24 protein-coding genes are annotated in these 26,007 nt (G+C 69.8%); 12 read left to right on the forward strand and 12 right to left on the reverse strand.

The genetic code is table 11. From position 1 onward, the window contains the following. The first annotated feature begins 39 nt into the window (after positions 1–39). The 6 genes from Q1B08_RS08250 (at position 40) to Q1B08_RS08275 (ending at position 6,748) form a co-directional block, all read left to right on the forward strand. On the forward strand, positions 40–1,818 hold the full coding sequence (locus tag Q1B08_RS08250; protein WP_299817033.1) for an acyl-CoA dehydrogenase C-terminal domain-containing protein: 1,779 nt from the start codon (positions 40–42) through the stop codon (positions 1,816–1,818). Between the two features lie 59 nt (positions 1,819–1,877). Continuing rightward, positions 1,878–2,102 (forward strand): hypothetical protein, encoded by a 225-nt coding sequence (locus Q1B08_RS08255; RefSeq protein WP_299817035.1) that lies wholly within the window; start codon positions 1,878–1,880, stop codon positions 2,100–2,102. Positions 2,103–2,210: 108 nt separating this feature from the next. Next, positions 2,211–2,846 carry a glutathione S-transferase gene (locus Q1B08_RS08260; RefSeq protein ID WP_299817037.1) on the forward strand — a complete coding sequence of 212 codons (636 nt, stop codon included), beginning with the start codon at positions 2,211–2,213 and terminating at the stop codon, positions 2,844–2,846. A 10-nt stretch (positions 2,847–2,856) separates the two neighbouring features. After that, positions 2,857–4,068, forward strand: a complete 1,212-nt coding sequence (locus Q1B08_RS08265; protein WP_299817039.1) for an acetyl-CoA C-acetyltransferase — start codon at positions 2,857–2,859, stop codon at positions 4,066–4,068. Beyond that, positions 4,068–4,562 (forward strand): hypothetical protein, encoded by a 495-nt coding sequence (locus Q1B08_RS08270; protein ID WP_299817041.1) that lies wholly within the window; start codon positions 4,068–4,070, stop codon positions 4,560–4,562. Before Q1B08_RS08265 ends, Q1B08_RS08270 begins: the two co-directional genes overlap by 1 nt. Beyond that, positions 4,559–6,748, forward strand: coding sequence for an FAD-dependent oxidoreductase (locus Q1B08_RS08275; protein WP_299817043.1), 2,190 nt, complete (start codon positions 4,559–4,561; stop codon positions 6,746–6,748). Before Q1B08_RS08270 ends, Q1B08_RS08275 begins: the two co-directional genes overlap by 4 nt. A gap of 4 nt (positions 6,749–6,752) precedes the next feature. Here the strand turns inward: Q1B08_RS08275 and Q1B08_RS08280 are convergent, their stop codons facing one another. From Q1B08_RS08280 to Q1B08_RS08290, 3 genes are all read right to left on the reverse strand, one after another. Continuing rightward, positions 6,753–7,331 (reverse strand): Hint domain-containing protein, encoded by a 579-nt coding sequence (locus Q1B08_RS08280; RefSeq protein ID WP_299817045.1) that lies wholly within the window; start codon positions 7,329–7,331, stop codon positions 6,753–6,755. A gap of 87 nt (positions 7,332–7,418) precedes the next feature. After that, positions 7,419–8,060 (reverse strand): Type II secretory pathway, pullulanase PulA, encoded by a 642-nt coding sequence (locus Q1B08_RS08285; protein ID WP_299817047.1) that lies wholly within the window; start codon positions 8,058–8,060, stop codon positions 7,419–7,421. Continuing rightward, positions 8,057–8,953: a DMT family transporter gene (locus tag Q1B08_RS08290; protein ID WP_299817049.1), complete on the reverse strand. Its 897-nt coding sequence runs from the start codon at positions 8,951–8,953 to the stop codon at positions 8,057–8,059. The genes Q1B08_RS08285 and Q1B08_RS08290 overlap by 4 nt, the downstream gene beginning before the upstream one ends. A gap of 113 nt (positions 8,954–9,066) precedes the next feature. Here Q1B08_RS08290 and Q1B08_RS08295 point away from each other — a divergent pair, with 113 nt between their 5' ends. After that, entirely contained in the window at positions 9,067–10,053 is a 987-nt protein-coding gene (locus Q1B08_RS08295) for a hypothetical protein (protein ID WP_299817051.1), read from the forward strand. Positions 10,054–10,055: 2 nt separating this feature from the next. Here Q1B08_RS08295 and Q1B08_RS08300 read toward each other — a convergent pair whose 3' ends face one another. The 5 genes from Q1B08_RS08300 to Q1B08_RS08320 form a co-directional block, all read right to left on the reverse strand. Beyond that, positions 10,056–12,269 carry a glycosyltransferase family 2 protein gene (locus tag Q1B08_RS08300; protein WP_299817053.1) on the reverse strand — a complete coding sequence of 738 codons (2,214 nt, stop codon included), beginning with the start codon at positions 12,267–12,269 and terminating at the stop codon, positions 10,056–10,058. Then, on the reverse strand, positions 12,262–13,308 hold the full coding sequence (locus Q1B08_RS08305) for a glycosyltransferase family 2 protein (protein WP_299817055.1): 1,047 nt from the start codon (positions 13,306–13,308) through the stop codon (positions 12,262–12,264). The genes Q1B08_RS08300 and Q1B08_RS08305 overlap by 8 nt, the downstream gene beginning before the upstream one ends. Positions 13,309–13,408: 100 nt before the next feature. Beyond that, complete coding sequence (locus tag Q1B08_RS08310) at positions 13,409–13,825, reverse strand: hypothetical protein (RefSeq protein ID WP_299817057.1); 417 nt, start codon at positions 13,823–13,825, stop codon at positions 13,409–13,411. 22 nt (positions 13,826–13,847) lie between these two features. Further along, positions 13,848–15,626 (reverse strand): SLC13 family permease, encoded by a 1,779-nt coding sequence (locus Q1B08_RS08315; protein ID WP_299817059.1) that lies wholly within the window; start codon positions 15,624–15,626, stop codon positions 13,848–13,850. After that, positions 15,623–16,438: a TIGR00282 family metallophosphoesterase gene (locus Q1B08_RS08320; protein WP_299817061.1), complete on the reverse strand. Its 816-nt coding sequence runs from the start codon at positions 16,436–16,438 to the stop codon at positions 15,623–15,625. Before Q1B08_RS08320 ends, Q1B08_RS08315 begins: the two co-directional genes overlap by 4 nt. 131 nt (positions 16,439–16,569) lie before the next feature. Here Q1B08_RS08320 and argC point away from each other — a divergent pair, with 131 nt between their 5' ends. The 5 genes from argC to Q1B08_RS08345 all read left to right on the forward strand — a co-directional run bounded on the left by argC (position 16,570) and on the right by Q1B08_RS08345 (position 22,111). Further along, positions 16,570–17,487, forward strand: a complete 918-nt coding sequence (gene argC / locus Q1B08_RS08325) for an N-acetyl-gamma-glutamyl-phosphate reductase (protein ID WP_299817063.1) — start codon at positions 16,570–16,572, stop codon at positions 17,485–17,487. A 68-nt stretch (positions 17,488–17,555) separates the two neighbouring features. Beyond that, entirely contained in the window at positions 17,556–18,587 is a 1,032-nt protein-coding gene (locus Q1B08_RS08330) for a FliG C-terminal domain-containing protein (protein WP_299817065.1), read from the forward strand. 58 nt (positions 18,588–18,645) lie between these two features. Beyond that, entirely contained in the window at positions 18,646–19,650 is a 1,005-nt protein-coding gene (locus Q1B08_RS08335) for a ligase-associated DNA damage response exonuclease (RefSeq protein ID WP_299817067.1), read from the forward strand. Then, complete coding sequence (locus tag Q1B08_RS08340) at positions 19,647–20,516, forward strand: alpha/beta hydrolase fold domain-containing protein (protein WP_299817069.1); 870 nt, start codon at positions 19,647–19,649, stop codon at positions 20,514–20,516. The genes Q1B08_RS08335 and Q1B08_RS08340 overlap by 4 nt, the downstream gene beginning before the upstream one ends. Beyond that, positions 20,513–22,111 (forward strand): ATP-dependent DNA ligase, encoded by a 1,599-nt coding sequence (locus Q1B08_RS08345; protein WP_299817071.1) that lies wholly within the window; start codon positions 20,513–20,515, stop codon positions 22,109–22,111. The genes Q1B08_RS08340 and Q1B08_RS08345 overlap by 4 nt, the downstream gene beginning before the upstream one ends. 130 nt (positions 22,112–22,241) lie before the next feature. On the opposite strand, the gene Q1B08_RS08350 is transcribed toward Q1B08_RS08345, so the two are convergent. The 4 genes from Q1B08_RS08350 to Q1B08_RS08365 all read right to left on the reverse strand — a co-directional run bounded on the left by Q1B08_RS08350 (position 22,242) and on the right by Q1B08_RS08365 (position 26,001). Then, the gene (locus Q1B08_RS08350; protein WP_299817073.1) at positions 22,242–23,015 is read right to left on the reverse strand and encodes a gamma-glutamyl-gamma-aminobutyrate hydrolase family protein; all 774 of its coding nucleotides are present in this window, start codon (positions 23,013–23,015) and stop codon (positions 22,242–22,244) included. A gap of 94 nt (positions 23,016–23,109) precedes the next feature. Then, on the reverse strand, positions 23,110–23,538 hold the full coding sequence (locus Q1B08_RS08355) for a heme-binding protein (RefSeq protein WP_299817075.1): 429 nt from the start codon (positions 23,536–23,538) through the stop codon (positions 23,110–23,112). A 47-nt stretch (positions 23,539–23,585) separates the two neighbouring features. Further along, positions 23,586–25,763 carry a malate synthase G gene (locus Q1B08_RS08360; protein ID WP_299817077.1) on the reverse strand — a complete coding sequence of 726 codons (2,178 nt, stop codon included), beginning with the start codon at positions 25,761–25,763 and terminating at the stop codon, positions 23,586–23,588. An 85-nt stretch (positions 25,764–25,848) separates the two neighbouring features. Further along, positions 25,849–26,001 (reverse strand): DUF2256 domain-containing protein, encoded by a 153-nt coding sequence (locus Q1B08_RS08365; protein WP_299817079.1) that lies wholly within the window; start codon positions 25,999–26,001, stop codon positions 25,849–25,851. Between the last annotated feature and the right edge of the window lie 6 nt (positions 26,002–26,007).

The following is a 26,007-nucleotide window of genomic DNA, read 5'->3' on the forward strand; positions in this document are numbered from 1 at the left end:
GGGATCGCGCAACCGCAAACGCGATCGAGGAGACGCAGAATGCCAACCTACACCGCGCCCACGAAGGACATCCAGTTCGTCCTGCACGACGTTCTCGGCATCAGCCGGCAGGACGTGCCGGGCTACGCCGATCTCGACCGGGACTTCACCGGCGCGATCCTCGAGACGGTGGGGCAGCTCGCCAGCGAGGTGATCGCGCCGCTCAACATGGTGGGCGACCGGCAGGGCTGCCGGCTGGAAAACGGGGTCGTGCGCACGCCGGACGGCTTCCGCGCCGCCTTCGACCAGCTCCGCGACGGCGGCTGGACCGCGCTCGACGCGCCCGAGGCCTATGGCGGCCAGGGCCTGCCCTACATCACCTACACGATGGTGGGCGAAATCCTGTCGGCGGCGAACATGGCCTTCAACATGTATTACGGCCTGACCCACGGCGCGGCCTCGGCCATCGCCGTGCACGGGACGGAGGCGCAGAAGGCGCTCTGGCTGCCGAAGATGTACGGCTGCCAATGGACCGGCACCATGAACCTGACCGAGCCGCATGCCGGCACCGATCTGGGCCTGATGCGCACCCGGGCCGAGCCGCAGGCGGACGGCACCTACAGGATCACCGGGCAGAAGATCTTCATTTCCGCGGGCGATCACGACATGGCCGAGAACATCGTCCATCTCGTCCTCGCCAAGATCCCCGGCGGGCCGGACGGCACCAGGGGCATCTCGCTCTTCATCGTGCCGAAATTCGTCGTGAAAGCGGACGGCACGCTCGGCGCGCGTAACGGCGTCTCCGTCGGCAAGCTCGAGGAGAAGATGGGGATCCACGGCAACTCGACCTGCGTGATGAATTACGACGGCGCGACGGGCTATCTGCTGGGCGAGACGCACAAGGGCATGCGCGCGATGTTCACGATGATGAACGAGGCCCGGCTCGGCGTCGGCCTGCAGGGCTACGCGCAGGCGGACGTGGCCTACCAGAACGCGCTGGCCTATGCCGTCGACCGGCTGCAAGGGCGCGACGTGACCGGCGCAAGGAATCCGGGCGGGCCGGCCGATCCGCTGATCGTGCATCCCGACATCCGCCGCAACCTGATGGACCAGAAGAGCTTCGTCGAGGGCGCCCGCGCCTTCACCTTCTGGAGCGCCATGCTGATCGACCGTGCGCAGGAGGGCGGCGACAAGGCCGCGGACGGGCTGGTCTCGCTCCTCACGCCGGTCGTGAAGGGGTTCCTTACCGACAAGGGCTTCGAGAACGCCACGGCCGCGCAGCAGATTTATGGGGGTCACGGCTATATCGAGGAATGGGGCATGTCGCAGTTCGCCCGCGACGCCCGCATCGCGATGATCTACGAGGGCGCGAACGGGGTGCAGGCGCTCGACCTCGTGGGCCGCAAGCTCGCCACCGATGGCGGCCGCAACGTGATGGCGTTCTTCGAGATCGTGAAGACCTTCGTCCGCGAGAACGCGGAGGACGAGCCGTTCAGGACCGGCTTCCTCGACCCGCTCAAGGCCGCCTCGAAAGACCTGCAGGAGGCGGCGACCTTCTTCATGCAGGAGGGAATGAAGAACCCCAACGCGGCGCTGTCGGGTTCGTACGATTTCATGCACCTCTTCGGTCATGTCTGCCTGGGGCTGATGTGGGCCCGAATGGCGAAGGCCGCCGACGCGGCGCTGGAGCAGGACGGCGCCGACCGCGACTTTCTCGCGGCCAAGATCGCGACGGGTCGGTACTACATGGCCCGCCAGCTGCCGGCGACGGCCATGCACCTTGCACGCATCAAGACCGGGGCGGATACCATCATGGCCCTCGATTCGACAGCGTTCTGAACGAAGCGCGAAACGCCGGCGACCCGGATTGCCGGGGGCCGGAGCACATGGAGCTGCATATGTCTCAAGCACGATCGCAATTACCTGACGTGAATGCCGAAATGTCGGAGGTAGGCTATCGCCGGCTTCGGCAGTTCGTCGAGGAAACGGGGCTCGAACAGGGCGACGCGCTGTCGTTCCTGTTCGAGGCATTCGACGTCGTCACGCATCACGAGGCGCTTCGCCACCGCCTCGGTCTCTACAAGGCGGTGACGAATGCGTCGTCCGCCCGTGATCCACGGTAACCGACCGACACATCCCGTGACGCTTGCACGCCGCGCGGATTGCTCCATCCTGAGCACATATCGGCCGGGCGACAGGTCCGTCCGGACGCCGCACCGAAAGGAGGTTCGATGACGATCAGGCTGCATTGCTTCGGCGAAAGCGGGAACAGCTACAAGGCGGCCCTCGCCCTGGAGCTGTCCGGTCTCGACTGGGAGCCGGTCTTCGTCGACTTCTTCAACGGGGCGGCGCGGCAGGAGGCCTTTCGCGGCGCGAACGTGATGGGCGAGGCACCGCTCCTCGTTGACGGCGCGTTCCGGTTGAGCCAGTCGGGCGCGATCCAGCAATGGATCACGGACCGGACGGGACGCTTCGGCGGCACGGACGCGGAGCGCTACGAGGTTCTCCGCTGGGTGCTGTGGGACAACCACAAGCTTTCGAGCGTCGCCGGGGTCACACGGTTCTTGATGAACTTCCTGCCCGAGGCGAAGCGCCCGGCCGAGGTGATCGCGTTCCAGCAGGGTCGCCTCCGTGGCGCGTTCGACGTTCTGAACGCGCATCTGACGGATCGCGACTGGATCGTCGGCCGTAACGTCACGAATGCGGATCTGAGCTGCTGCGGTTATCTCTACTACCCGGAACCCTTCGGCTTCGACCGGACGGAGTGGCCCGCCATCGACGCCTGGCTCGACCGGATCGCCGCCCTGCCCGGTTGGAAGCCCCCCTACGACCTGATGCCCGGTCGCCCCTCCGACCGTGGCCTATGAGGAAGCTCGCATGACAGACGCCTTTATCTACGACGCCGTCCGCACGCCCCGCGGCAAGGGCCGCCCCGACGGCAGCCTTCATGAGGTCACGGCCGTCCGCCTGTCGGCGACGGTTCTCGACGCCCTCAAGACGCGCGCGGGCTTCGAGGGGCATGCCGTGGAGGACGTGATCTGGGGCAACGCCACGCAGGTCATGGAACAGGGCGGATGCCTCGCGCGGACCGCGGTTCTTGCCTCCGACCTCGACGAGCGCATCCCGGGGCTCAGCATCAACCGCTTCTGCGCCTCCGGCATGGAAGCGGTGAACCTCGCGGCGAACCAGATCCGCGCGGGTGCCGGCGACGGCTACATCGCCGGCGGCGTCGAGTGCATGAGCCGCGTGCCGATGGGCAGCGACGGCGCCGCCATCGCCGTCGATCCGAGCGTGGCGATGGAGACCTATTTCGTCCCCCAGGGCATCAGCGCCGACATCATCGCCACCGAATACGGGATCAGCCGCGACGACGCGGACACCTATGCGGTCGAGAGCCAGCGCCGGGCCGCCATGGCCTGGGAGGAGGGCCGGTTCGATCGCTCCATGCTGACCGTGCGCGACGTGAACGGGCTGCCGATCCTCGCGCGCGACGAGTACATGCGGCCGGGCACCGACATGCAGTCGCTCGGCGCGCTCAACCCCGCCTTCCAGGCGATGGGCGAGACCATGCCCGGCTTCGACAAGATCGCGCTCCTGAAATACCCGCATCTCGAACGGATCAACCACATTCACCACGCCGGCAATTCCTCGGGCATCGTCGATGGCGCCGCGGGCGTCCTCGTCGGCTCGAAGGCGTTCGGCGAAAGATGGGGGCTCATCCCCCGGGCCCGTATTCGCGCCACCGCCAAGATCGGCTCCGATCCGACGATCATGCTGACGGGACCGGTTCCCGCGACCGAGAAGATCCTCGCCGACAGCGGCATGAAGATCGGCGACATCGACCTCTTCGAGGTGAACGAGGCGTTCTCCTCCGTGGTGCTGCGATACATGCAGGCCTTCGGCGTCGATCACGACCGCCTCAACGTCAATGGCGGGGCCATCGCGATGGGCCATCCGCTCGGCGCCTCGGGCGCGGTCATCATCGGCACGCTTCTCGACGAGCTGGAGCGGTCCGATAAGGAGTTGGGGCTCGCCACCCTCTGCGTGGCGAGCGGCATGGGCGCGGCCACCATTCTCGAACGCGTTTGATGCCGGAGGCGGCCGAGATCTATCAGCGGCTTGCCGATGCCACGTCCCGGGCCGCATGGGACCGGGACTTCGACGCGCTCGGGCAGCTCACGGATTACCCCTACACCTTCACCAGCGACCGTGGCACCCGCGTCACCCATACCTTCGAGGAGTTCCGGGCCGACGTGGAGGCGTTCCGCCAGAGCCTCGCGACGCTCGGCGCGACGGCCTACCATCGCGTGTGCCTGAAGGCGGAATACGTCGAGGGCAGCCCAGACCGGATCGATGGAACGCATCGCAGCTACGTGCTGCGCGGCGGAAGCTACCTGGTCGACCCCTACGAGTGCGCGATGGAACTGGTCCGCCGGAACGGCCTGTGGCTCACGCGGCGCATCTCGCTCATCACCTTCGACGAGCGGGTCCAGGACTTCATGCCCCAGCGCTATTTCGGACGCTTCGACGCGCTCGAAGCGGGCAAGCCGGCGCAAGGCCACGGCAAAGGAGACGAAAGATGACGGATTTCACCTGGTCCAGGGACGACGACGGCATCGCCACGATCGTCTGGGACGTCGCGGACAAGTCGATGAACGTGCTGAGCCTGGAGGGCTGGGACGCGCTCGAGAGCTGCTTCGACGCGGCGCTGGCCGATGCGGAGGTGCGCGGCATCGTGATCACGTCGGCCAAGGACAGCTTCGCCGGCGGCATGGATCTCAACGTCATCGCGCGCATGAAGGCCGAAGCGGGCGACGCGCCGGCGCAGGGCCTGATGGACGGTCTGATGCGCTGCCACGGTATCCTGCGCAAGATCGAGCGCGCAGGGATGGACCCGAAGACGCTGAAGGGCGGCAAGCCGGTGGCCTGCGTCCTTCCGGGCACCGCCCTCGGCATCGGATTCGAAATCCCCCTCGCCTGCCACCGCGTCTTCGCCGCCGACAATCCGAAGGCGAAGATCGGCCTGCCCGAGATCATGGTCGGCATCTTCCCCGGCATGGGCGGCACGACGCGGCTCGTGCGCAAGCTCGGCGCGATGGGCGCCTCGCCCTTTCTGCTCGAGGGCAAGCTCAGCGACCCGAAGAAGGCGCGCGCGGCGGGCCTTGTCGACGGAGTGTCGGACGACCCGATGGGCGATGCGCGCGCCTGGATCCTTTCCGCGAAGGATGCCGACCTCGTGAAGCCCTGGGACCAGAAGGGCTACAAGATGCCCGGCGGCACGCCCTATCACCCGGCGGGCTTCATGACCTTCGTCGGTGCCTCCGCGATGGTGAACGGCCGCACGCAAGGTGCCTTCCCGGCCGCGAAGGCGCTGCTGTCGGCGGTCTACGAGGGTGCGATGGTGCCCTTCGACACGGCGCTCAGGATCGAGGCACGGTGGTTCGCCCACGTCCTGATGAATCCCTCCTCGGAGGCGATGATCCGGTCGCTCTTCATCAACAAGGAGGCGCTGGAGAAAGGCGCGAACCGACCGGAGGCGCCCGACCAGCGGGTCGCGAAGCTCGGCGTTCTCGGCGCGGGCATGATGGGCGCGGGCATCGCCTATGTCGCGGCGAATGCCGGGATCGAGGTCGTCCTGATCGACCGGGAGCAGGCCGCCGCCGACAGCGGCAGGGCCTACTCCGAAGGGCTGCTCGACAAGGGCATCTCCCGCAAGAAGGTGTCGGAGGAGAAGAAGGCGGAGGTGCTGGCCCGCATCCATGCCACCACCGGCCTCGACGCGCTCGCCGGCTGCGACCTCGTGATCGAGGCGGTGTTCGAGGACGCGGACGTCAAGGCGGAGATGACCCGCGCGGTAGAGGCCGTGGTCGGCCCGGACTGCATCGTTGCCACCAACACCTCCACCCTGCCGATCACCGAGCTCGCCCGCGCGAGCGCCCGGCCCGGGCAGTTCATCGGCATCCATTTCTTCTCGCCCGTCGACAAGATGATGCTGGTCGAGATCATCAAGGGCACGGAGACCGGCGACCGCGCCGTCGCCAAGGCGCTCGATTTCGTCCGCCAGATCCGCAAGACGCCGATCGTGGTGAACGACGCGCGCTTCTTCTACGCCAATCGCTGCATCATCCCCTATATCAACGAGGGCATCCGCATGGTCGCGGAGGGCGTCGCGCCGGCGCTGATCGAGAACGCGGCCAAGCAGCTGGGCTTCCCGCTCGGGCCGCTGCAACTCGTCGACGAGACCTCGATCGACCTCGGCGTGAAGATCGCGAAGGCGACGCGCGCGGCGATGGGTGACGCCTATCCCGACGGCGCGGTGGACGAGGTGCTTTTCGCCATGGCCGATGCCGGGCGCCTGGGCCGCAAGGCGAAGGCGGGCTTCTACAGCTACGACGAGGCGGGCAAGCGGCAGGGCTTCTGGTCGAAGCTCGACGCGCGCTACCCGGTCGCGGAGGCGCAGCCGGACCTGCACGAGGTGCAGAACCGGCTGATGCTGGTGCAGGTGCTCGAGGCGGTCCGCGCGCTGGAGGACGGCGTGCTCGAGGACATCCGCGAGGGTGACGTGGGCGCGATCCTCGGCTGGGGCTTCGCGCCCTGGTCCGGCGGACCGTTTTCCTGGCTCGACATCGTCGGCGCGGAATGGGCGGTCGCGACCTGCGACGCGCTTGCCGAGCGGCATGGCCCCCGTTTCACAACGCCGGACCGGCTGCGCCGCATGGCGGCGGAGGGCGCGCGCTTCTACGCCGCCACGGGCCCGAAGGCCGCCTGAGCGATCAGCGGAGGGTCCGCAGCCGCGGCTCCCCCTCCGCGTTCATTGCCATGTATGCGGCGCGGGCCGCGTCACGCTCGACGATTGCGGCGTCGCCGGCCTGTATCTCGCAGGCGACGCCCTCCGCCACCACCACCACCGGGCGACCGAAATCCAGAATCGTGTAGTGCAAATCGGCGATCGGCCGCTCCACGATCAGGCCGCGCAATCCCACGAGGTCGCGGATGCTCACGGAGATCTCGGGCATGCCAGCGACGCGCTCCACCGTCGGCCCGTCGAGCACCACGCGCTGCGCCGGAGACAGGCGAAGCGGCCCCGGATTGCCGAGCGACCCCACGGGAACGCGGACGGGCCAGTCGTCCCGCCGGTAGATCAGGTCGAGGCGTCGCATGATCGTCCGCTCGATCCGCGCGATCTCCAGCGGTCCCGCCGTCGTGCGCACGCGGTCGCCGACCTCCAGCATCTCCACGTTGCGCATGTCGTCGGCGGTGGCGACGCGCGTGCCGATCAGAAAGGCGCAGGGCGCGTGATCGTCGCGACCGGCGGCGGACATGCTTCGCTTGGAGGGGACAGGCTTGGCCATACGCTGCTCTCGCACGGACGCGGGCGGAACGGCAAGAGCCGCCCCGCGCGCCAGGCGGCCTGCCCGAGGCCGGGATCCGGCAAAATGTCAGCCTTCCCCGAACCGGTAGCCGAAGCGGGCGATATCCTCCGCGCAGATGTCGGCAACTTGCGCGCGCGTCTCCGCGCCGTAGGCCGCACGCCAATCCGCAGGCCGGTCGGATCGATTGACGTGCGGCAGGTCGAGGCGGAAGCCGAGCAGCGCCTCGAACGGCACGAGGTCGGTCGGCAGATGCTCGATCCGGATAAAGATCGGCGCCGTCCCACCCGCCACGTAGCGGGTATAGGGAGTGCGGCGGACGGCCTCCGCCACGGTCGGGTGCGCGACGAAGCCGGCGAAGTCCGTGTCGCGCGCCACCGCGACCGCCGGATGGTCGAAATCCTGCCCCCGCGACCAATGGTAGTAGCTCACCATCCGTGCCCAGGGATTGCGGACCAGCATGACCGGACGCAATGCGTCCATCACCGCGTCGGGGAGGAGGCCCCGGGCATCGGCGAGGGTCGAATGCTTCCACACCCGCCCCGCGGCGCGCGCGCCCTTCACGCGCCCGCGGCGGCGAACGGCCTTCGGCGTGTCGCCGATCAGGATGTCGTCCGCCATCGCCCGTGCTTCCAGCGCCAGTGCCATCGAGGTCCCGCCGGTCTTCGGTGCATGGACGAAGGCGTATCCGCGTCCGGGCGACAGGATCACGCGACCCGCGCCCGCCGGCCCCGAACCACGATCAGCGAACCCGCCGTGGCGATCAGCCCGAGGCCGAGGATCGAGACGGGCGAAAGCGCCTCGCCCCAGAGCAGCAGGCCGAACAGCGCAGAAAAGCCGAGTACCGAATATTCGAAGACCGACACGAGCGATGCCTCGGCCAGCTGGTAGCCGCGCGTGACGCAGACGACGGCGAACAGGCTCCCTCCCGCCTGCAGGACGCACCACGCGAGCACGTTCGCGTCCGGCCAGACCCAACCCCGCGCGAGGAACCCGTCGCCCGGCCCGAGCGCCGCGATCGCAGCCAGTCCCAGAAGCCCCCAGAGCCCCTGCGCGGTGAACGAGCCCAGCGCGACGACCAGCGCCGATTCAGCGCCGAGCCATTCGCGCGTCGCGATCGCGCCCATCGCGTAGAACGCGCCGCCGAGCACCGGCACGAAGACCAGCGGCTCGATCCTCGCCGGATCGGGCGAGAGCACCATCACCACGCCCGCGAAGCCGAGAGCCACCGCCGCGATGCGGACGGGGCCGACCCGCAGGCCGAACATCGCGACCGAAAGGATCAGCACCCAGATCGGCGCGGTGAAGAGCCCGGCCGCCGCCTGCGCCACCGGCAGAAAGCCCAGCGCGCCGAAATAGATCATCAGCGCCGTCGCCATGATCCCCGACCGCAGGAGGAGGCCGCGCCAGTTCGACACGCGCAGCCGCCGGCCCGAAAGCGCCAGCCATCCACCGACGAGGATCCAGATCATCGCCGTGCGGACGACGTGGAAGGTCCACAAGCTCGACGTTTCCGCGATGATCCGGATGAACTGGTCGATGAAGCCGATGGTGAGCGTCGAGGTCAGGATGAAGCCGGCCGCGGCGACGGGTCTGTTTTCCATGTGCGCCCTTGTCCTGCTCCGCCGCGTCGGCGCAGTATTGCGACCCGGACGAGGAGGAGCAACGGCCCGATGCGCCGCATTGACGACAGACAGCGACGCGCCGCGAGGTCCGGTTGACCGCACTCCACGGCATCGAACGTCTCGAGACGACGGGGCTCTGGCGCCCCGATGCGGGGGCCGACCGGCGGGAGGTCTACGTCACGCTGGGCGAGGCGGAACTGGTCCTGCAGGATTTCGGCGGCACCGCGCTGAGTCACTGGTCCCTGCCCGCGCTCGTCCGCCGCAATCCCCGCGAGGCGCCCGCCCTCTACGCGCCCCACGAAGAGGCCGGCGAGGATCTGGAGATCGCCGAGCCCGAAATGATCGCCGCGCTCGACCGTGTCGTCTCCGCCGTCGAGATGGGGCGCCGCCGGCCCGGCGCGCTCCGCCGGGCGCTCGTCGGACTGGCGGTCGGCGTCGCGCTCGGCGCGCTGGCGATCTGGCTGCCGGGCGCGCTCCGGCGGCATGCGGCGAACATCATTCCGCCGGCGCAGGCGCGGGACATCGGCGACCGGATGCTCGACGTGCTTGCCCGACGCGCGGGCCCGGCCTGCAGCTCGATCCCCGGAAACGAGGCGCTCGCGAGGCTTCGCCAGCGTCTGGCGCCGACGCGGCCGCTCCGGCTCGCCGTGCTGCGCGATCTCGAAGTGCCCGCGCTGGCGTTGCCCGGCGATCTGATCGTCCTGTCGAACCGCATCCTCGAAGCCCGCGACGATCCGGACGTCGCGGCGGGACATCTCCTGGCCGCGATCCTGACGACGCGGACCCAGGCGCCCCTGAACGGCGTCCTGCAGGATCTCGGCCTCGGCGATCTGCTCCGTCTGCTGGCCTCGGGGCGCGTTCCCGACCGGGCCATCGCCGGCCATGTCTCCGAACGTGCCGCCAGGCCGCCCGCCTTGCCGCCGGAAGAGCGGCTCCGCGCCGGCTTCGACGCGGCCCAGCTCGCCTGGACGCCCTGGGCCGGAGCGACGGGGCGGGCGACGACCGGCGCGGCCCCCTCCGACATGCCGCCTTCGCTCGAGGACACCGTCTGGCTCGCCCTGCGCGACATCTGCCGCTGAGATCAGTGCCGCACCGTCTCGACGGGCTCGACGGTGAAGAAGAAATCGGGCGGATGGTCCGCGAACGTCACCGCGTCCGGCACGGAACCAGGCCCGGCGAGGAAGACGTTCGCGCCGAAATGCGCGTGCATCCGGCTCAGCCGGTCGAGCCGCGGGCCCGTGATCTCCGCCAGAAACGCCGCGTTCGCCGGAACCGCTTTCAGCGCGGCGATCCGCGCCCGGTGCGCCCGGACGCAGGCGTCGTGGGCGGCCGCCACGCCCGGCAGCGCACGAAGCTCCGCGATCCCGTCCGCGAGCGCCGCCGCATGGGCCTGCATCCGCAGATCCCGCTCGGCGTTGTTGTTCATCCGGAACCAATAGCCGAGCCCCTGATCGCGTTCGACATGGTTCACCCGGCCCCGGTCGCGCTTCACGAGAAAGCTTTCGGCGTCGCGCACGGCATAATGCTTCAGCGTCACCAGATCGTAGCCATAGGTCTCCGCCGTGGAGCGCCAGCTGTTGCGCAGCATCTCCCGCGGCATTGGTCGTCCGGACCCGTTGACCCAGTCCACCTGCCGCCAGAGGTCGGGACGCAGGCCCTTCGGCCGATGCACCCCCATCTTGCGGAAGATCGCGTTGCGGCGGAACAGCGTCTTGAACCCCCAGGCCTGATGCGGCTTGCGGCAGAATTCCGGCGCGCAGGCGGTGAAGCGTTGCGTCACGGGGACGTCCTCGAAGGTCGCGCGTCCGTCGTTCCCGAACAGCCGCCACGTCATCGAGATCATGTTCGCGTCGCCCACGGCGGCATAGAGATCCGCGAGCCGCCCCTGGCCCGCATGCACGTCGATGAACTCGTCCACGTCCATGCAGATCGCCCAGCCCGCACGGGCCAGGATCGCCTCCTCCTCCGCGGCGGCGAGCGCGGCATGCTGCGGCTTGAGGCCGGTGCCGGGGAACGGGTTGTCGCGTCGCGTGACGATGCCGGCGGCCGCGAGCGCGTCGAGCAACTCGACCGTCCCGTCGGTGCAGTCGTTGGTGTAGATCAGGATGTCGTCCACGCCGATGCCGCGATGATGGGCGATCCATTCGAGGATGAACGGCCCCTCGTTGCGCATGCAGGTCACGATCGCCGTCCGGCCCGGAAGCGCGGCGGGCAGGCGAGGCACCGGGGCGGCGGAGACCGGGGGCAGGACGGGGTCGTGGCCGAACCGCTCCCGCGACAGGTGCAGAAGCGCGTCGCTCCGCACCAGCCCGGATTTCGGCGCGAGCGGCCGGTCCCCCGCCTCGTTGCAGCGGAGCGCCATCGCGCGGTGGAACGCGGCCGCCCCGCCGGTGTCGGATTGCAGACGTCCGATCCGCGTCAGCCGGAACGGCGCGTCGGCCGGCAGCCGCGCGGGCGCGGCGATCCAGCGGCGGTGGCCGCCCGCTGTATCGAAGAGCGTGCAGACGTGGTCGCCGAACCCGACGGCGCGGCCCTTTCGCAAGCGCCACGGATAGATGCGTCGGCCGTGAAGCGGCAGGATTCCGGCCTCCGTCGCGTCGATCCGCGCGAAGGCGCCCCGCCCCGGCGGCGCGGGCGCGAGCAGGTCCGAGACATCGAGGAACGCGACCGCCCGCGCCGCCGTCAGGAACCGCCAGCGCAGCGCCTCGAGCACGACGAGCTCCGCCAGCGGGGCGGTCCACGGGTCCGGCGCGGGCACGTCCATGCGGTCCTTGCCGGGGGCGTCGGGCGCCTGCAGCGGATGCCGCTCGCTCGCCTCCGCGCCGCCGAGCGGGACGGGCGAGGTGACAACGATCACGCGGGTCAGCCCCGCGACCGGCCGGTCCGACAGGGCCGCCCCCAACGCGGGAGCCAGCGGCGACTCCCCCGGGCGGGTCCGGTCGAGGATCAGAGCCGCGTCCGCCCCCTGCCCGGCATGCCAGTCGAGCCAGTCGCGGACATTCCGCACGCTTTCCCCGTTGCGACAGCCCAGCATCACGCGGAGCCCCGCGAACAGATCGGGCTCGGGCGCGGCGACCGGAACGCGCGCCTCGCAGCCCGCAACCGGCACGGCAACTTCCGTGCCGCCCGCGACGCGCGCCATGACCGAGCCGTTTACCGAGACGAGCGCCCCGTCGATCCGCACGGGGTCGAGCCCGCGCCCGAGGAACACGCGCGCACCGTCCGGGTCGCCCACGGCGTCGAGCACCGTCACGTCGCCGACGACGCGGCCGTTCAGGATCCGGGTTTCAAACATACGCCCGAGCCATCCCCAGAAGCGCCCGGCCGAGCCGTGGGGACGGCGCGAGCGAGCCGCCCGCAAGCACGAGCCGCCCGCAAAGCCGCAAGCCGTCTTCCGTCGCGAGCACGCGGTCGCGCGTCGCCCGGTGCCAGTCGCGCGCCGCCGCCTCGGCCGCCGCCACGCCCGGGAGGTCGCGCAGCCGCGACGCCTCGGCACGCATCACCGGCAGTTGCGGTCCGATCATCCCGCAGGTCGTCTGGTTGAAGTTCCGCTCCACCCAGTATTCGAGCCCCGGCACCTTGCCCGTGTGGTTCGGCAGTCCCCGCGCGCGCTTGAGCAGGAACTCGTGGATCGAGCGGACCGCGTAGTGATTGAGCTGCACCCGCCGTCCCTCCGGCGCCATCCCGCCGCGCCAGAGGAGGATGCGCTTCGGATCGGCCGACAGCGCGTCGTCGCGACCCCCCGTGTCGTCGAAGAAGACGGGCGGCGCGGATTGACGGGGCCGGTGGATGCCGAAGCCGGTGAAGGGTCCGGCCCGGCGGAAAAGCGTCTTGAAGAAGCTGGCCAGCGCCGGATAGGCGAGGCCGGGCGGCGCGGCGCGGTCGAAGCGCTCGGGCACGGACCCCGTCCCCGCCTCGAGCCGTCCCGCCGAGCCGAAGAGCCGCCAGGGCAGCGCGATCGCCTCCGCCCCCGGCATTCCGCCGACGAGTTCGGGAAGCGTCGCGGCGCCGTCGAGCGCCACGAACTCGTCCACGTCAAGATGCAGAAGCCAGTCCGCGCCCGTGCAGACCTCGTGCGTCCAGGCCGCCGCCATCGCGCGCCATTGCGGCGCGGGCCCGTCCCTGCCCAGCACGTCCCCCTGTGGCACGTGCACGACACCGACGGGGGCCAGCGCGTCGAGGAGCGCCCCGGTTCCGTCGCGGCAATCGTTGGTGAAGGCCAGCACACGACCGACGCCCAATGCGCGCAGATGGGCGAGCCAGTCCACGACATAGGGCCCCTCGTCGCGCAAACAGGTGACGACGGCGATGGACGTGGAAGACGGATCGGGCATCGGCCCCCGGGGGATCGGTCGGATGCGGCCGTTAATGAATCGTCAACCTTGCCGAAAGGTTAACGACGAAGCCAAGGGTTGAGAATGTCCTGACGGCGCCTCAGACCGGCGCGGGCGGCGTCGTTTCGAACCGGACGTCGTCGCCGAGCGGGGCCACGAAAAGGCGGCGCACGCCGTCCACGTCGGTCACGTAGACTTCCGCCCGCGGGCCGCTGCCGCCCAGCGGCGCCTCGATGGTGAAGCGCTCGGGCCGGGGCGCGGGCTTGTAGGCGACGGTAAAGGGCAGCGCGTAGCCGCAATCGGTGGTGACCCCTGACCAGTTGCCGGTCACGCCCTCCGGCCGTTCGGCCGAGCAGCGGGTGCCATCCGAGAGCCTGAGCGTCACGCGGGCGGCGTCCGCCGTCGCGCGCGTCACCCGCACCTCCCCCTCGGGCACGTCGAACATGTCCTCGCCACGCGGGAGCCCGAGCGTCTGGCAAGCGCAGAGGGCGAGGGGCAGAAGGAACAGAATGCGCATCGAAGCCTCCGCGGGGATCGGGTCAGAGCGGCCAGATCAGCGGGATCAGGGCCGACGAGAGGAGCGCCACGACCACGTTCATGCCGATTCCCACCCGTGCGAAATCGGTAAACCGATATCCGCCCGGACCATAGACCAGCATGTTCGTCTGATAGCCGATGGGTGTCGAAAAGGCACAGCTCGCCCCGACCATGACCGCGACGACGAGCCCGCGCGGATCGACGCCCAGCGTGTCGCCCAGCGCGATGGCGATGGGCGTGACGACGACGGCGACGGCGTTGTTGGACACGAGTTCGGTCAGCGTCGAGGTCAGCGCGAAGACGGCGAACACGAGGAGCGGGGCCGGCAGATTGCCGAGGAACGGCGCGATCGCGCCCACGATCATCTCCACCGCGCCCGACGCCTCGAGCGCGGCGCCAACGGCGAGCATCGCGAAGATCATCGCCAGCAGACGGCCGTCCACGAAGCCGAAGGCCTCGTCGGCATCGACCGAACGCGTCAGCAGGACGATCACCGCGCCCATGACGGCGAGCGCGAAGATCGGCGCGAGGCCCAGCGCCGAAAGCGCGACGATCCCCGCGACCACGGCCACGGGGATCCAGCCGCGTTCGCGCCGAAAGGCCTTTTCGCGCGGCTGGTTCACCTCCACGAGGTTCAGATCCTGGCTGAGCCGGTGGATGTCCTCGGCCGCGCCTTCCAGAAGAAGCGTGTCGCCCACCCGCACCGTCACGTCGTCGAGCTGCCCCGAGATGTTGCGGTCGCGGCGGTGCAGCGCCAGCGGATAGACGCCGTAGCGCCGCCGGAGGCGCAGGTCGCCGAGTCGCCGTCCGACCATCCGCGCGTCGGGCGTGATGAGAACCTCCACCGTCGTCGTCTCTACCGCCCCGACCTGATCCAGGCGCTTCAGGTCCGGGTTCCGCTGCAGCGTCAGCAGCTCCGCGATCTCGGTGCGCAGGATCACCCGGTCGCCGAGCTGGAGGACGACGCCCTTCAGGTTGCGCCGCAGCGAGGCGTCGCCCCGCACGACGTCGATCAGCCGCACGCCCTCGCGCTTGAAGAGCTGCACATCGGTCGCCTCCCGACCGATCAGGTTCGATTCCGGCGGGATCACGGCCTCGGCGAAGAACTTGGCGGCGCGGCGCTGGCCCAGCATGGCGGCCATCGAGCTCCGCTCCGGCAGGAGGTGGCGGCCGACGAGATACAGATAGGCCATGCCCGCCAGAGCGACCGGAACGGCCAGTATCGAAACCTCGAAGATGGAAAACGGCGCGAGCCCGCGCGTGCGCGCGACGCCGTCCACGAGAAGGTTCGTCGAGGTCCCGATGAGCGTGATCGTGCCGCCGAGGATCGAGGCATAGGAGAGCGGGATCAGGAGCTTCGACGGCGCGAGCTTCATGGTCCGGGCGAGCTGCACGAAGACCGGGATCATCACCACGACGACCGGCGTGTTGGCCACAAAGGCCGAGGCGATCAGCACCACGCCAAGCAGCATGCCGATCGCGAGGCGCGGACGCTGCCCCACCTGCCCCTCCGCGAAGCGCGTGAACCAGTCGAGCGCGCCGGTCCGCACCAGCGCGCCCATCAGGAGGAACATCGCGGCGATGGTCCAGGGCGCCGGGTTCGCGAGTACCGCCACGCCCGCTTCGTAGGGCAGGATGCCGAGCAGCAGCAGGACCACGGCGCCCGCCATCGCCACCACCTCGGTCGGATAGGTCTCGCGCACGAACAGGCCGAGCATGGCGAGGAGGACGGCGATCGTCACCCAGGCCTGCATGGCCTGGGGGATCTCGATCCACGTCACAGGGCGGGCCCCGATTGCGACAGCCGCCCGCCCTGGCGCACCTGGACGACCTCGCGGGCGAGGCCCGTCGCGTCGTCGGTCTCCACGAAGAGGCCGCAAAGCGTCGCCTCGCCGTTCGCCGGCTCGAAGCGTTCGCGCGACATGCCGGTCACGAAGCGGCGCATGGGCTCCGTCTTTTCCATCCCGATCACCGAATCGTAGTCGCCGCACATCCCCGCGTCGGACTGGAAGGCGGTGCCTTGCGCGAGAATCCCGGCGTCGGCGGTGGGCACATGGGTATGGGTGCCGACCACGACGCTGGCGCGGCCGTCGCACCAATGACCCATCGCCATCTTTTCGGACGTGGCCTCGCAATGCATGTCCACCAGCGTCGCCTGCACCGCGCGACCGAGCGGATGGGCCTTCAGCACCGGCTCCACGGCGGAAAACGGATCGTCGTAGGGGCGCGACATGAAGACCTGCCCCAGCACCTGCATCACGAGGAGCTTGCGCCCCGCCACGTCGAAGACGCGCCAGCCGCGACCGGGCGCGGCCTTGGCGTAGTTGATCGGACGCAGGATGCGGGGCTCGTGCTCGACGGCCTGCATCATGTCCTTCTGGTCGAAGGCATGGTCGCCCAGCGTGACGACGTCCGCCCCCGCCTCGAACAGGCCCTTCGCCTGCGCGGCGTTGAGGCCGCGCCCGGAGGAGGCGTTCTCGCCGTTGACGACGACCGCGTCGAGGCGCCAGCCGACACGGAGCGCGGGCAGTCGTTCGGTGATGGCGCGCCGGCCCGCGCGGCCCATGACGTCGCCGAGAAAGAGAATTCGCATGGGCCGGGGTTACGCGGGGCGACCGCGGCGTGCAACGGCGATGCGGCGTCGATCCGGGGTCCGGCGCCCGCCGGGCCATTGCAGCCGGACACCGCGCCGCGTATCCCTGTTCCCGATACGGAGGGACGCTCATGACCACCGCAGTTTTCATCGACGGCGAGGCCGGCACGACCGGCCTCCGGATCCGCGACCGGCTGTCCGCGCGGGGAGACATCCGCCTGATTTCGCTGGGCGAGGCGAACCGAAAGGACGAGATCGCCCGCCGCGACGCCTACGCGGAGGCCGACGTGGCGATCCTGTGTCTGCCCGACGACGCCGCGCGGCAGGCGGTGATGATCTCCGGTGGCACGCGCCTCATCGACGCCTCCACCGCGCACCGGGTGAACGCCGAATGGACCTACGGGATGCCCGAATTGCCGGACCAGCGCGCGCGCATCCGCACGGCGCAATGGGTCGCCAATGTCGGCTGCTACGCGACGGGTGCCATCGCCATGCTGCGGCCGCTGACCGATGCCCGGATCGTGGCGCACGACCACGGCGCCGTGCTGACCGGAATCTCGGGCTACACCGGGGGCGGCAAGTCGCTGATCGCCGAATACGAGCGCGGCGAGGCGCCCGACTACTACCTTTACGCGCTCAAGCAGGGGCACAAGCACCTTCCGGAGATCATGAAATACGGCGGATTGACGCGCCGTCCGCTGTTCCAGCCCGCGGTCGGGCGGTTCGCGCAGGGCATGGCGGTGCAGCTTCACCTGCATGCCGACCTCCTGCCCGGCGGCGTTCCCGGACATGCCCGGATCGAGGCGGCGCTCCGCGAGGCCTACCGCGACGAGCCGTTCGTGAGCGTCGCGAGCGCGGACGAGCGGATCGACCCGCAGGCGATGAACGGAACGAACCGCATGGTCCTTTACGTCAATGGCGACGGAACGGGACGGGTCACGGTGATCGCCGTGCTCGACAACCTCGGCAAGGGGGCTTCGGGAACGGCGGTGCAGAACCTGAACCTGATGATCGGCGCGGAGGAGGGCGCGGGCCTCGATCCGGTCTGAGCGCAACCGCATCTTAACCCTCCGGGGGGCATGACGAATCGACTGTCACACCCTACGGGATCCGCGCCTTGTCCGACTTCGCCTTTCCCTCGCTCGACGCCCGGCCGCGGCTGACCAAGCGCCAGAAGGCGGCCGTTCTCGTCCATCTGCTGATTTCGGGCGGCGTCGATTCCGGCCTCCGGGAACTGCCGCCGGAGCAGCAGCGCGCCATCGTCCGCGAGATGGCCCGACTGCGCTTCGTGGACCGCGAAACGCTGGCCGAGGTCGTGCAGGAATTCGCCGCCGAGCTCGACAGCATCGGCCTGCACTTCCCCCGCGACCTTGCCGCCGTGGTCGAGACGATCGGCGGGCACCTTTCCTTCGATGTGGTCGAGTCCCTCGCCGCGGAGATCGGACCGGACGCACCCGCGGGCAACGGACCCTGGGCGGTGATCGGGGAGCTCGACGTGCCGTCGCTCCTTGCCTTCGCGGAGGGCGAATCCGACGAGGTCTGCGCGATCGTGATGTCGAAGCTGCCCTCGGCACGGGCCGCGGAACTCATGGCGGAACTTCCTCCCGAGCGCGCCGAAGCCGTGGCCGCCGCCTTCGCACGGACCGAGGACGTGACCCCCGGCGCCGTGGGCCGGATCGGCATGGCGCTCGGCCGCGAGAACGCCAGCCGCGTCGCCCCGGCCTTCGAGACGGATTCGGTGCTCCGTGTGGCCGGCATCCTCAACGTCGCGACGTCGCGGGTCCGCAACGCGGTGCTCGAAAGCCTCGACGCGAGCGACGCCGCCTTCGCGGCGCGGGTGCGCAAGGCCGTCTTCAGCTTCGAGAACATCCCGGAACGGATCGAGTCCCGCAGCATGCCGAAGATCCTCAAGGAGGTCGACGCGCTGGTGGTGGTCAAGGCGCTTTCCGGGCTGTCCGACGAGATGCGCGAGGTCGGGACCTTCATCCTCGGAACGATCTCCAGCCGTCTGGCCGATCAGTTCCGCGACCAGATCGCCGAGGCCGGCACGATCCCGGCGGACGAATCCGAGGCGGCCCGATCCGAGCTCGTGGCGGCGATCCGCCGACTGGAGGACGCCGGCGAGATCACGTTCCTGACGGGGGACTGATCGCGCCGAATGCGGGGGTCGCTGGTCCCCGCGTCGGCCGGGCCCTAGATAGGGGCTCATGGTTCTCGAATTTCGCGACGAAGGCATCTACTGCCCCGCCGGCCGCTTCCACATCGATCCCTGGCGGCCGGTGGACCGGGCCCTGGTCACGCACGGGCATGCCGACCACGCCTATGAGGGACACCGGCACTACCTCGCCACGCACGCGGCCGCGCCGGTGATGCGGCACCGTCTGGGCGAGATCGACCTCGAGGGCGTGGCCTATGGCGAAGTGCGCGACATCCACGGCGTCCGCGTGAGCTTCCACCCGGCCGGGCACGTCCCCGGGAGCGCCCAGATCCGGATCGAGCACCGGGGCGAGGTCTGGGTCGTCTCCGGCGATTACAAGACCACGCCGGACGGGCTGAGCGAGCCGTGGGAGCCGGTGCGCTGCGACGCCTTCATCACCGAATGCACCTTCGGCCTGCCGGTCTTCGATTGGCTGACCGACGCCGAGCTCGCGGCGCAGATCGACGATTGGTGGCGGGCCAACCGGGCGACCGGGCGGCATTCGGCGATCGGCGCCTATGCGCTCGGCAAGGCGCAGCGGGTCATGACCATGGTCGATGCCTCGATTGGCCCGATCCTGACCCACGGCGCGGTCGAGAACACCAACGCCGTCCTCCGCCGGCAGGGCGTGGCGCTGCCCGACACGATCCGGATGACGCCCGAGACCGACCTGAAGGCGCATCCCGGCGCGCTGGTCGTGGCGCCGCCGTCGGCGCTCGCCGGGCCGTGGCTCCGGCGGTTCGGTCCCGTCTCCACCGCGATCGCCTCGGGTTGGATGGCGCTGCGCGGGGTGCGGCGGCGGCGGGCGGCCGACCGGGGCTTCGTCGTCAGCGACCACGCCGACTGGGCCGGGCTCAACATGGCCGTGCGCGAGACCGGGGCGGAGCGCGTCTTCGCCACCCACGGCTACACGGCCGTGTTCCGGCAATGGCTGGAGGAGCAGGGCTACGACGCGCAGATCGTTTCGACCGAATACGGCGACGAATTGCTCGAGACCGAGGAAGCGGAGGTGTGATCTCCGGCGCCCGCTTCGACCGGATGCGCCGCGTCACCGCGCCCTGGGTAGAGCGGCCGTTCTTCGCACTGGCCCTGCCCTTCCGGCTCCAACGACGGATCTTCGAGATCGCCAACCGGCTCCTGCGCGCGCGCGTTGCGCTGCGGATCGAATGGCGGGAGGCGGGCGGCATCCGCTGCCGCGTGGCGATCCCCGACGGCGCGACGGGCCGGGCGGTCTGGCTCCACGGCGGGGGCTTCGTGATGGGTTCGCCCGAAAGCCACGCGGGCCTGACCGACCGCTTCGCCGCGAGCGCGGGGCTGGAAGTCTGGGTGCCGGATTACCGGCTCGCCCCCGAGCATCCCTTTCCCGCCGCGCCCGACGATTGCCTCGCCGCGCTCCGCGCCGTCCCGAGGCCCTATCACCTGTTGGGCGACAGCGCCGGGGCGACGCTCGCGCTCGCGGCCCTGCAGGATCTTCTGCCCGACGCCGCGCCGCAAAGCCTCACCCTGATCTCGCCGGGCGCGAACCTGATCCCCGTGCGCGAGGTCCACGACCATTCCGAGATGGTCTTTTCCGGTCCCGCCCTGCGGCGGTTCCAGCGCGCCTATGTCGGCACGGCCGATCCGAACGCTCCACGCGTCTCGCCGCTCTTCGGCCATTATCGGGGGGCGCCGCGCACGCTGATCGAGCTGAGCCGCGGCGAGTTCCTCGAGGTGGACGGGCATCGCCTGGCGGCGCGCATGCGCGAGGACGGGGTGCCGGTCACGGTGCATGTCGAGCCGGACGTGCCGCACGACTACCACCTTTTCGCCGGGCGTTCCGCCGCGGCCGACCGCGCGCTTCACCGGATCGCCGCGCATCTGCGCGGGGCGGATGCGGCATGAAACGCTTCGCCGACCTCTTCACCGCGCTCGACCGGACGACCAGGACGCTGGCCAAGACCGCCGCGCTGACCGCCTATTTCGAGGAGGCGCCGGATGCCGACCGTCTCTGGACCATCGCGCTCCTGTCGGGGCGGCGGCCGAAACGGACGGTGAACGCGACGCGCCTGTCGGAATGGGCGGCGGAAGTGGCGGGGCTGCCGATGTGGCTCTTCCAGGCGAGCTACGACGTCGTGGGCGACCTCGCGGAGACGATCCACCTCGTCCTGCCCGACGCGGAGGCCGCGCCGGACCGGAGCCTGTCCGAGTGGATCGCCGACATCCGCGCCCTTGCCGCGCAGCCGGAGCCCGATCGGAAGGCCTGGATCCTCCGGTCCTGGACCGAGCTCGACGGCGCGGAGCGCTTCGTCTTCAACAAGCTCATCACCGGCGGCTTCCGTGTCGGGGTCAGCCAGAAGCTGATGACCCGCGCGCTGTCGAGGGCCACGGGGGTCGAGGAGGCCGAGCTCGCCCACCGCCTGATGGGAAACTGGACGCCCGAGACGACAAGCTATGCCGCGCTCATCACCGCGCCCGATCCCGAGGCCGATCTGAGCCGCCCCTACCCGTTCTGTCTCGCCTACGGGTTGGAGGGCGGCCCGGCGGAGCTGGGACCGGCGGAGGACTGGATCGCCGAATGGAAATGGGACGGCATCCGTGGCCAGCTCATCCTGCGCGGCGGGCAGCACCACCTCTGGAGCCGCGGGGAAGAGTTGATGACCGACCGCTTCCCGGAATTCGCGCGCGCGGCCGACTTCCTGCCGGACGGGACCGTGCTCGACGGCGAGATCCTGGCCTGGGACGCGGAGACGCGGCGGCCGATGGGTTTCTCGGCCTTGCAGACCCGGATCGGCCGCAAGACCGTGTCGAGGAAGGTGTTGGCGGAGGCGCCGGTCATCCTGCGCACTTACGACCTTCTGGAAGAGGATGGCGCCGACCTCCGCGCCCTGCCCTTCGCGGAGCGGCGCGCGCGGTTCGTGGCGCTCATCGCCGCTCTGCCGCCCGAGGCGCCTGTGGCGCTTTCCCCTGTCGTGGACTTCGCCGCTTGGGACACGCTCGCCCCGATCCGGGAGACGGCGCGGGCGGCACAGGCCGAGGGGCTGATGCTGAAGCGCAAGACCGCGCCCTATCATGTGGGCCGCAAGAAAGGCGACTGGTGGAAGTGGAAGCTCGACCCGCTAACCATCGACGCGGTGATGGTCTATGCGCAGGCGGGTCACGGACGGCGGGCGAACCTGTATACCGACTTCACCTTCGCCGTCTGGAAGGGCGAAGAGCTCGTCCCCTTCACCAAGGCCTATTCCGGCCTGACGGATGCCGAGTTCCGCCGCATCACCCACTGGGTCCGACGCAACACGCTGGCGCGGTTCGGCCCGGTGCGGCAGGTGCCGCCGGAGCATGTCTTCGAGATCGGCTTCGAGGGTATCCAGAAATCCACCCGCCACAAGTCCGGCGTCGCCCTCCGCTTCCCGCGCATGCTGCGCTGGCGCGACGACAAGCCGGTGGCGGAGGCCAACACCCATGCGGACCTGCTGCAAATGCTGGAGCAGTACGGATGAGGCCAACGGGAGACGTCCGACGCCTCGAAGCCCTGTTCGGCTCCGGGACACGCCGGGCAGCCCGACGCCATAGCGGAGCGCCGTTTCATGTCGGCACGCCGAACGGGCTGCAAGCGTCAATCGCGCCGCCTCAGGCCGTCTTGCGCAGGGGCGCCTGACGACCGGCGCGCCAGGCGCGGCAGGCATCGCCGAACGCCTCGAAGAGCGGACGGGAAACCGGATCGAGCGCGGCGTTCCATTCAGGGTGCCATTGCACCGCGAGGGCGAAGCCCGGCGCGTCCGCGATGTCGATGGCCTCGGGCGTGCCGTCGGGCGCGCGGCCGTCGATGACGACGCGCGGCCCCGGCTCGTCGATCCCCTGTCCGTGCAGCGTGTTCGTCATCACCCTGGCCGACCCCATGAGCCGCGCGAAGGGCCCGCCGACGGTGAAGGTCACCTCGTGGCGCAGCGCGAACTTCTCCTCGATCGTTCCGTCGGGGGGCATCCGGTGGTTGTCGCGGCCCGGCAGTTCCCGGATCTCGGGGTGCAGCGTCGAGCCGAAGGCCACCGCGACCTCCTGAAACCCGCGGCACAGGCCCAGGACCGGCTGCCCCCGCGCCACGGCCGCGCGGATAAGCGGCAGCGCGACGCGGTCCCGGTCGCGGTCGAACGCGCCGTGCGCCTCCGTCTCGGGATGACCGTATTCCTCGGGGTGGACGTTGGGCCGGCCGCCGGTGAACAGGAAGCCGTCGAAGGTCTCCAGCAACTCCTCGACATGCGAGACCGCCGGATCGGCCGGAAAGCAGACCGCCATGCAATCCGAGACCTTCGCCACCGCTTCGGTGTTCATGGTCCCGTTCGCATGGGCGGGGTACTGGTCGTTGATCAGGATGTAGTTCGAGATGATGCCGACGATCGGACGCATGAAGACCCTCCTGTTGGTCCTACATTAGTCGTCATGCCACGGTCACGAAAGGTTGCGTCGGGCACAGGTCCGACGGCACCACCGCACGAAGGGCTTAGGCCTCGCCGACGAGTCCCGCCTTCTCGAGCCCGGCGAGCCCCGCCTCCGCATCGTTGTCGGAGGTGTCGCCCGTCACGCCGATCGCGCCGATCACGGCGCCCTTGTTGTCGCGTACGAGGATGCCGCCGGGAACCGGGACCACGCGCCCGTCGAAGGCGCCGTTCATCGCCGCCATGAAGTAGGCCTGGCTCTCCGCCCGCTCCATCTGCGCCCGGCCCGCCATGCCGAGCATGACCGCGCCGTAGGCCTTGCCGAAGGCGACCTGGAACCGTCCCGGAGCGGCGCCGTCCTGCCGCTCGAACGCCTTTACGTGGCCGCCGGCGTCGAGCACCACGACTGTGAGCGGCTTCAGCGACATCTCGGCGCCCTTGTCGAAGGTGCCCTTGATGACCTGCCGCGCGCGACGAAGATTGATTTCGTTCATATGTCTCTTCCTTGTATCCGGGATCCGTCCGACGGTGAGCCGGGGCGCTATTGCGCCTTCAGCTCGAGCCGCCGCCGGTGCAGGACCGGCTCGGTGTAGCCCGACGGCTGCACCCGTCCCTCGAAGACCAGATCCTGCGCCGCGCGGTAGGCCACGCCATCGAACTCCGGCGCCATCGGGCGGTAGCCGGGCGTTCCCTCGTTCTGCGCATCGACCTTTGCGGCCATCTTCCGCATCGCCGCTTCCACCCGTTCGCGCGCGACGACGCCGTGATGCAGCCAGTTCGCCAGCGCCTGGCTGGAGATGCGGCAGGTCGCGCGGTCCTCCATCAGACCCACGTCGTTGATGTCGGGCACCTTGGAACAGCCGACCCCCGCGTCGATCCAGCGGACGACGTAGCCCAGGATGCCCTGCGCGTTGTTCTCGATTTCCGCGTCGAGCTCCGCGTCGGAAAGGTTGCGGCCGTGCATGAGCGGGATCGTCAGCAGGTCGTCGAGCGTGCCCCGCGGCCCGCCGCGCGCGAGCTCGTCCTGCCGCGTCATCACGTCCATTTCGTGGTAATGCGTCGCATGCAGCGTTGCCGCCGTGGGCGACGGCACCCAGGCGCAGGTCGCGCCGGCCTCGGGGTGGCCCGACTTCTGCGCCAGCATGTCGGCCATCCGGTCGGGCATCGCCCACATTCCCTTGCCGATCTGCGCACGACCCTTCAACCCGCAGGCGAGGCCGATATCGACGTTACGATCCTCGTAGGCCTTGATCCAGGACGTCGTCTTCATCTCACCCTTGGGCAGCATCGGCCCGGCTTCCATCGACGTGTGGATCTCGTCGCCGGTGCGGTCGAGGAAGCCCGTGTTGATGAAGGCGACCCGGTCCTTGGCGGCGCGAATGCATTCCTTGAGGTTCGCCGAGGTCCGCCGCTCCTCGTCCATGATGCCGAGCTTCACCGTGTTGGCCGGCAGTCCCAGGAGCCGCTCGACGCGCGTGAAAATCCGGTCGGCGAAGGCGACCTCCTCGGGGCCATGCATCTTGGGCTTCACGACGTAAACCGATCCGGTGACGGAGTTCCGGGGGCCTCCGGTCTTCTTCAGGTCGTGCATGGCGATCAGCGTGGTGATCGCGGCGTCCATCAGCCCTTCGGGGATCTCCATCCCGCCTTCCATCAGGATCGCGGGATTGGTCATCAGATGGCCCACGTTGCGGACCAGCATCAGCGCACGGCCCTTCACGGCATGGACGGTACCGTCCGGTGCGTTGAACTCCATGTCGGGGTTGAGCGTGCGGGTGAAGGTGCGGCCGTCCTTGGTCACGTCCTCGGTCAGGTCCCCGCGCATCAGGCCCAGCCAATTGCGGTAGGCCAGCACCTTGTCCTCCGCATCCACGCAGGCCACGGAATCCTCGCAATCCATGATCGCGGAGACCGCGCTTTCCAGATGGATCGCGTCGAGGCCCATCGGGTCGGTCTTGCCGATCGCCCCGTCCCGCGCGAGGACCAGCACGATGCCGAGGCCGTTGTTGCGCAAAAGGACGCGGATCGTCTCGCCGTCCCGGACCCAGCCGCGATAGGCGTCGGGATCGGCCAGCTCATGCCCACCCGGCCGCCCTTCCGTCCAGAACCGCGCCTCCCCGCTTTCGGCGGTGAGGTGCCCGTCGGTCAGGTCGAGACCCTTCACGTCGCCCCAGGATCCGTGCGCGAGCGGGACCGCTCGGTCTAGAAACGCCTTGCCCCAGGCGATGACGCGTTCGCCCCGTGCCGGATCGTAGCCCCCGCCCCCGGGCAGGTCGCCGATGGCATCGGTGCCGTAGAGCGCGTCGTAGAGATTGCCCCAGCGCGCGTTCGCCGCGTTGAGCGCGTAGCGGGCATTTGTGATCGGCACCACGAGCTGCGGGCCGGGCATCGCCGCGATCTCGGGGTCGGTATCGGCGGTGCCGATCGTGAAGTCGCCGCCCTCGGGGACGAGGTAGCCGATCTCCTGTAGAAAGGCGCGGTACTCGGCGGGGTCGAGCGCCTGTCCCTTGCGCTCGCGGTGCCAGGCGTCGACACGCTCCTGCATGGCGTCGCGCGTGGCGAGCAGCTCCGCGTTGCGGGGCGCGAGGTCGGACGCCAGCTCGGCGAAGCCGGTCCAGAACGTGTCGGCATCGATCCCCGTGCCCGGCAACGCCTCGGTCTCGATAAAGGTCGCGAGCTCGGGCGCGACGCTCAGGGATGATTTCTCGATACGCGACATGATGCGTCCCCGCTTGTGTTCGCGGGACGCTAGCCGCTGGGGACGGCACGGGCAACCAGATCGCGCAGACCCGCGACGCCCGGGCCTAGCGGGAGTCCGCCGCCCCCTCGCGGCACCGGCGGGAGCAGTAGCGGACCGCGTCCCAGTCCTTCGCCCATTTGCGCCGCCACGCGAAGGGCCGTCCGCAGCGGGCGCAGACCCTGGTTGGCAGATCGCCCTTCCGCACCATCTTGGCCATGACGCC

Source organism: uncultured Jannaschia sp. (assembly GCF_947494025.1).
Lineage (GTDB): Bacteria > Pseudomonadota > Alphaproteobacteria > Rhodobacterales > Rhodobacteraceae > Jannaschia.

Bases quoted from the DNA above. Each gene is read 5' to 3' on its own strand.
- Q1B08_RS08250 (WP_299817033.1), top strand. From the start codon at position 40: ATGCCAACCTACACCGCGCCCACGAAGGACATCCAGTTCGTCCTGCAC.
- Q1B08_RS08255 (WP_299817035.1), top strand. From the start codon at position 1,878: ATGTCTCAAGCACGATCGCAATTACCTGACGTGAATGCCGAAATGTCG.
- Q1B08_RS08260 (WP_299817037.1), top strand. From the start codon at position 2,211: ATGACGATCAGGCTGCATTGCTTCGGCGAAAGCGGGAACAGCTACAAG.
- Q1B08_RS08265 (WP_299817039.1), top strand. From the start codon at position 2,857: ATGACAGACGCCTTTATCTACGACGCCGTCCGCACGCCCCGCGGCAAG.
- Q1B08_RS08270 (WP_299817041.1), top strand. From the start codon at position 4,068: ATGCCGGAGGCGGCCGAGATCTATCAGCGGCTTGCCGATGCCACGTCC.
- Q1B08_RS08275 (WP_299817043.1), top strand. From the start codon at position 4,559: ATGACGGATTTCACCTGGTCCAGGGACGACGACGGCATCGCCACGATC.
- Q1B08_RS08280 (WP_299817045.1), bottom strand. From the start codon at position 7,331: ATGGCCAAGCCTGTCCCCTCCAAGCGAAGCATGTCCGCCGCCGGTCGC.
- Q1B08_RS08290 (WP_299817049.1), bottom strand. From the start codon at position 8,953: ATGGAAAACAGACCCGTCGCCGCGGCCGGCTTCATCCTGACCTCGACG.
- Q1B08_RS08300 (WP_299817053.1), bottom strand. From the start codon at position 12,269: ATGTTTGAAACCCGGATCCTGAACGGCCGCGTCGTCGGCGACGTGACG.
- Q1B08_RS08305 (WP_299817055.1), bottom strand. From the start codon at position 13,308: ATGCCCGATCCGTCTTCCACGTCCATCGCCGTCGTCACCTGTTTGCGC.
- Q1B08_RS08310 (WP_299817057.1), bottom strand. From the start codon at position 13,825: ATGCGCATTCTGTTCCTTCTGCCCCTCGCCCTCTGCGCTTGCCAGACG.
- Q1B08_RS08320 (WP_299817061.1), bottom strand. From the start codon at position 16,438: ATGCGAATTCTCTTTCTCGGCGACGTCATGGGCCGCGCGGGCCGGCGC.
- argC (WP_299817063.1), top strand. From the start codon at position 16,570: ATGACCACCGCAGTTTTCATCGACGGCGAGGCCGGCACGACCGGCCTC.
- Q1B08_RS08335 (WP_299817067.1), top strand. From the start codon at position 18,646: ATGGTTCTCGAATTTCGCGACGAAGGCATCTACTGCCCCGCCGGCCGC.
- Q1B08_RS08345 (WP_299817071.1), top strand. From the start codon at position 20,513: ATGAAACGCTTCGCCGACCTCTTCACCGCGCTCGACCGGACGACCAGG.
- Q1B08_RS08350 (WP_299817073.1), bottom strand. From the start codon at position 23,015: ATGCGTCCGATCGTCGGCATCATCTCGAACTACATCCTGATCAACGAC.
- Q1B08_RS08355 (WP_299817075.1), bottom strand. From the start codon at position 23,538: ATGAACGAAATCAATCTTCGTCGCGCGCGGCAGGTCATCAAGGGCACC.
- Q1B08_RS08360 (WP_299817077.1), bottom strand. From the start codon at position 25,763: ATGTCGCGTATCGAGAAATCATCCCTGAGCGTCGCGCCCGAGCTCGCG.
- Q1B08_RS08365 (WP_299817079.1), bottom strand. From the start codon at position 26,001: ATGGCCAAGATGGTGCGGAAGGGCGATCTGCCAACCAGGGTCTGCGCC.